Here is a 5,340-nt window from a genome sequence, read left to right as displayed (position 1 = left end):
GAGGAGACCGAGGAGGTGACACCGGCCTTGACTGCCTGAGCCACCCACGAGGAATCACGCGACGACGTCGTACACCACCTCACGGGACTTGACCCGAACCGGAGAAGTAGGCGGTGACGTGGCACACAGCGATGACCGTTGGGTCGAGGTCTCGAAGTCTGCATTCGCGCACGAGACCGACGGCTTGGCGATGCTGCGGTACGTGGTACCGAAGGCCTCGCCGTACCGCGCATGGACGAACTTCGAGTTCATGGACAACCACGGCCAATGGCACGAGATCGATGCCCTCGTCCTCGGTCGGCGCCGGCTCCATTTGGTCGAGCTCAAGCACTACACCGGATTGCTGCAGGGGTCGGAGACCAACTGGGTACGCACCACCCTGGGCGGCAAGAAGCGCACCCAGCGATCGCCGCTGCTGATCACCCGCCGGAAGGCCCAGCGGCTGGCCACGCGCATCGAAGAGGAAGCTCGCAAAGTTGCGCTCGAAGCCGGCCTGAATGCGGAGAAGGTCAAGCGGGCGCTTCCGTTCGTTCAGGAATCGGTATTTCTGCACGGCTCACCGTTCAAGGTCGACATGCCCGACCTCGCAAAATCGGGTTTGTTCGGCCCAGACGGTTTCGAGGAGGAGACCAACCTGCCCGGTATCTCCACTCGACTCCTGGAACCTCCCTCCGAGGGCAAAAGGGTCGATGAAGATCTGTCTGTCATCATCGCGCTCGCGCTGAAGAACCTGGGCATCGCTCGTCGGACTGAGCGAGACGCCGGCTCTTGGACGATCACCGGCACGCCAGTGGCCAGCGGTGACGACTGGCAGGAGTGGCTAGCCACACACAAGGGAACCGAGGAGCGCGGTCGTGCACGTATCGTGTCATTCCATCGCGGCACGCCGGTACATGCACGTGCTGCCTCCCATCGGCGGATGCAGCGGGAGTTCTCGTTGCTGTCGTCGCTCCGGCACGACGCCATCGTTGCCCCGAGAGATCTGGTTCAGGACGACGACGGCAACACGGTCATCGTCTATCCGGATCTTCCCGGCTACGAGCCACTCGACCTGGCGTTGGCGACCCGCACTCTCACTGCCGACCAGCAGCTCCTGATTCTCACGCAGATCGCCGAGGCAGTCGCGTATGCCCACCGGAACCACGTTGCGCACCGCGGCCTCGGTCCGAGCACCGTGCTCATCCACACCGACACTCTCGATCGCGGTGAAGTGCGGGTTCGTTTGGCTGATTGGTCGTGGGCCGGACGCGTGCACAGCGCCGATACCCGGTCTGCAACGGTGCTGGGCACTCCAGCTACGCCGGGCAGCGCACCTGCAGACGAGGTGTATCAGGCTCCGGAGGACCGCTGGGCTCCGACCGCTGATCGGCTTGCTCTCGACGTGTTCTCCCTCGGCGCTCTGGCCTACTACCTTCTGTCCGGTGGGCAGGCCCCTGCACGCGATCGCGCTGCTCTACTCGAGCGTCTGCGCCTAGAACAGGGGTTGGACCTCGCAGCGGCCGGCGGCGCATTCATCGACGAAGCACTGCGCTCACTGGTGTTGCAGGCCACATCTCCGTCGGTGTCTACGCGGATGAAGACCGACCGCAAGACCGGTCGCCCCGAGTTCGGCGCGCAGGAGTTCGTCGCCACGCTGGCGGCCTATCGACACAAGCGCCTGGATACGACCGCCGCCGACGAAGCTGATCCTCTCAACCCCGCCCCGGGTGCTGTGCTGGGTGGCCGCTTCGATGTGGTGCGAATACTCGGCGCCGGCTCCACAGCGCGAGGGGTACTCGTCACCGATCGGGACAGCGACGATCGACTGCGAGTGCTCAAGGTCGGGCTGGATGACGCCGCAACATCAAGGCTGCACGACGAGGCGGAGGTGCTCACGGAGCTTGCCCGGGAAGGTCACCCACATCGACTGGAAGCGGCGGCACGTATACGTCGAAGCCACGGACCTCCAAGGTCGAGCGAAGTGGAATTCGATCCCTGACGGCGCATCGTTCCACATCACCCGCGGCATGCGAGACGTTCTCCTGGGTGCCAATCCTCGCGGGGTAACCCTGACTCGCAGAGCGGCAGCGGCCCTCGGGGTCTACGCCTGCACCGCGCTGAACAGGTCATTGAGGGTGAACTCGTCATTTCTCGCGAAGACAACGATGACTGGCGATGGTGGACATGGGCGGGGTCGAAGGCGAACCGCACGCTCGCAGCGTGGGCATCCGATCTTGTCCCACCCCGGCAGCGGATTGGGGCCGAATCGATTCGTCTTCATTCGGACCTGAGTGCCACCGACATACAAGCCGGGTTGAGGAGGCTACGTCTGGCCGGTGTCCGCCCCCTGCCTGTCGTGGATCGGAACGCCCTGCGCGGGCTCAAGTTTTCCGCCGCGCTGCCGGACCATCTGGCGTGTTCGACGTTGGCGGTCCGCTCGACGGATTTCCGCGGCGCTTCTACGGTGATCGATGAAGACGTACGCATCGTGCGGACTGCCTTGCGGTGACGACAGGAACTCGCTTCCGATGAGATGACAAGCGCCGCCGCCCCACACGGGCCCCTCGCACATCGATCCCGGCGGCCTGATAGTGAATCGATATTCGCAGAGGCATAGCGGCGAATTCACTGATGGAAGACACAGTGACCGGCAGCGTCGAGTCGCCTATTTTATCAACATTGAGATACCAAGAAGCCGCCATGATGAGGCTCAGCGAAGGTGGTTCTGGCGCACTTTCCGTGAAGCCGCTGTCACCCTTCACTATTCGAGATGAACGACACGCTTGCGGAGCAGGTCGAGGTTGGCTCGCCCGTACATCTGCCGTTTGAGCATCTTGATCCGGTTCACATGGCCTTCGACCGGTCCGGAGTTGTGCACGAGCGTCAGGCCGGCAGTGACGGCATCGAGGTCACGGCGTAGCCCGGTAACGAAGGACCGAAGTGCCGGTGATCCGCTGGCATCGACATCGGCCATCCACTCGGCCAGGTCGTGCCCACGACGGTCGACCATGATCCCGGCGAACCGCGAATGTGTTCACGCACGGTCCTCAGGGCGGGACTACGGTCGAGGATGTCTGTGAGCTGCTGATCGTCCTTGGCAGTGAGATCGTCCGGATGGCAGGTCAACCACATGGTGACCTGCCTGACGCTCGGCGTACGCGGCGGAACCGGACAGGCGCGGACGGCGGCGCGCAGCGGATGCAGGAATCGACGGACCGTCTGCGCGCTTCCCCGATAGCCGCGCTCGGTAATCTCCCGTGTCAGACGCGCAGCAACAGTGCATCCAGCAGCGAAGCGTTCTCGCAGATACCTCTCGTGTGCAGTGAGGAGTGTCGCTCCGGCCATCCGGCTGGTGGCCAACAGTTCGTCGGTGTCGGTGGCGCGGACGAATCGACGCACGGTCCGCCGGTCGAGGTTCAGTTCCCTGCTGATACCCGAGATCGACAATCCTCGGGCGTGCAGCTGGTGTACGGCGGCGTGCCGTTCGCGGGTGCGGACCACCAATCGGCCGTCGGGCGCCTCTGCGGCGGCCGCGTCGTCGCTGATCTCCTCGGCGTCCTCGGGTGGTGTAGCCGGGCCAGACAGTTCTTTCCTGTGTCGGATCACGGTTTTCTCCACCGCATCGATCAGGTTGCGCCACAGATGCCATCGGTCGGCGACCTGCACCGCATCCGGTGCCCCGGTCCGGACCGCGTCGGCGTAGGCACCGGCCCGGTCACGGCACACGATCTCGGCGCCGGGATGTTCCTGCAGCCAGGTCGAGACGGTGTCACTGGTTCGGTCGGGCAGCAGATCGATCGGCCGGCCCGCGGTCAGATCGACGATGACCGTTCCGTAGACGTGTCCGCGGCGCAGTGCGAAGTCGTCGATTCCGAGGCTCGGTGTTGTCTCGATCGGCCGGTCCGGGATCGATCGTACGGCCCGCAACAGGGTGTCCCTGCTGATGTGTATCCCGAGTTTGGTTGCGAGGCGGGCACCGGCGCGGCCGGCCATGGCCAGTCCGATCGCCTCGATCATCGTGGTGAGCGCCGTGGTTCGCCGAGCCCAAGGTTGCGTCAGTCCAGGAACCTACTCTGCGAATGTTGCTGCACTGCAGGAATTGTCGTCACAGAAGAATCTGCGAACCACGAGATCGAGGACGACAGGATGCGCGCCGATGGCTATGCCTGCGGGACGGCGTCGATACCGTGAATGCACCCGCCTCGAAGCTGCGCCGCACTTCGGGCACTTCCCCTGACTGCTTTGCAAGTGGGCCGTGATCCGGATCGCGGACTCGGTCCGGTGAACGGCGGCAATGACGATGTCGTTCAGGTGCGGTAGGAGGGCTGTCAGGGTCGCGAGGTCACACCATGATGATCTTGGTCTATCGCAGATTTTCGCTGATCAGCGGCGTGCTGTCGCCTTCACGGAAAGTGCGCCAGATCCAGGATCAAAGAGCGCCATCAGCCGAACTAGGGGGCGAAAGCGACCGGAGTGGACGAACTTCGCCAAAGTCCCAGTTCCTATCATTGCTCACGGCACATTTCGGGAACTGGGCTATTTATGGGCAGCCCGACCTCCTACTCTTCAGCCATCCGCTTGGCATCTACAAATTCACGTCAATCATTAGCGCAGACGCCTACCTCGACAACAAAGCAATAGAACGACAATCCGGGCCTGAGTGCCACTTACTCGCCAGCCGGCGTTCGATGGACGTCGGGGGCAGACCTCCCATCAGCGATCACCGCGTCCCGCGCGGCACACGGGCACACGGGCACACGGGCACACGGGCACACGGGCACACGATCTGACTTCAGGCATCTCATCCTGGTATCGACAAGGTCGGTGTCGGGTCGAAAGAATCTTGTCCCGTCGACTGCTCCCTGCACCAAAACCTGCCACAGTTGCGACATGGCCGGTAGCTGCCATTAGGCCGGGAAGTTACGCGGCAAATTCGGTGGTGGCAGGTGCCGCTGTCTTACGTTGTGATACCGCGTGACATAAAGGCCAGAGAGGAGGAGCATCGAGACGTACCGGCAAGTCTCAATCCGCAAGCTTGCTTAGCTTCATCGCCTGGCATGCGAAGGGGGTTAGGAAGCAAATCGGCAGAAGATTTTCGAATCCGCACAACTCAGAGAGGAGACGACCCTCATGCCTACTGAGGGTGATTACGACATTGTCAACCGCCAAACACCCATAGCTCAGGCTTACAAAGCTATCATCTCCTTACTAGGAGATAGAAAGTTCGGTCGTCGCCTATTTCTCGATCCGGAAGTTCCGAAGATACTGAGGTTTTCTCACCAGGAGTTCGCTGACGGCGGCCGGGGACATTCGGGCGGTGTGGCGTGAGATGAGGACGTGGGGTCCTACCTGGTAGAGATC

General features: G+C 62.9%; 3 protein-coding genes and 1 pseudogene. 1 reads left to right on the top strand and 3 read right to left on the bottom strand.

The features are described from left to right. Positions 1 to 118: 118 nt before the first annotated feature. Positions 119 to 1,978 carry a protein kinase domain-containing protein gene (locus ACWDUD_RS30325; RefSeq protein WP_450111734.1) on the top strand — a complete coding sequence of 620 codons (1,860 nt, stop codon included), beginning with the start codon at positions 119 to 121 and terminating at the stop codon, positions 1,976 to 1,978. Positions 1,979 to 2,740: 762 nt separating this feature from the next. Here the strand turns inward: ACWDUD_RS30325 and ACWDUD_RS30320 are convergent. The 3 genes and pseudogenes from ACWDUD_RS30320 to ACWDUD_RS30310 all read right to left on the bottom strand — a co-directional run. Then, positions 2,741 to 2,914: pseudogene (locus tag ACWDUD_RS30320) on the bottom strand (ISL3 family transposase); the annotation flags it as partial. Further along, complete coding sequence (locus ACWDUD_RS30315) at positions 2,863 to 3,972, bottom strand: transposase (RefSeq protein WP_450111735.1); 1,110 nt, start codon at positions 3,970 to 3,972, stop codon at positions 2,863 to 2,865. The gene ACWDUD_RS30315 and the pseudogene ACWDUD_RS30320, both read right to left, overlap by 52 nt. Before the next feature lie 75 nt (positions 3,973 to 4,047). Further along, complete coding sequence (locus ACWDUD_RS30310) at positions 4,048 to 4,176, bottom strand: hypothetical protein (protein WP_450111733.1); 129 nt, start codon at positions 4,174 to 4,176, stop codon at positions 4,048 to 4,050. Positions 4,177 to 5,340: the final 1,164 nt, after the last annotated feature.

The organism is Rhodococcus sp. NPDC003382, from assembly GCF_053589135.1.
The sequence above is the reverse complement of the archived record's forward strand: the minus strand, read 5'-3'. Positions and strand labels throughout refer to the sequence as shown.

Coding starts and splice junctions, on each gene's coding strand:
- ACWDUD_RS30315 (WP_450111735.1), bottom strand. CDS start 3,972: ATGGCCGGCCGCGCCGGTGCCCGCCTCGCAACCAAACTCGGGATACAC.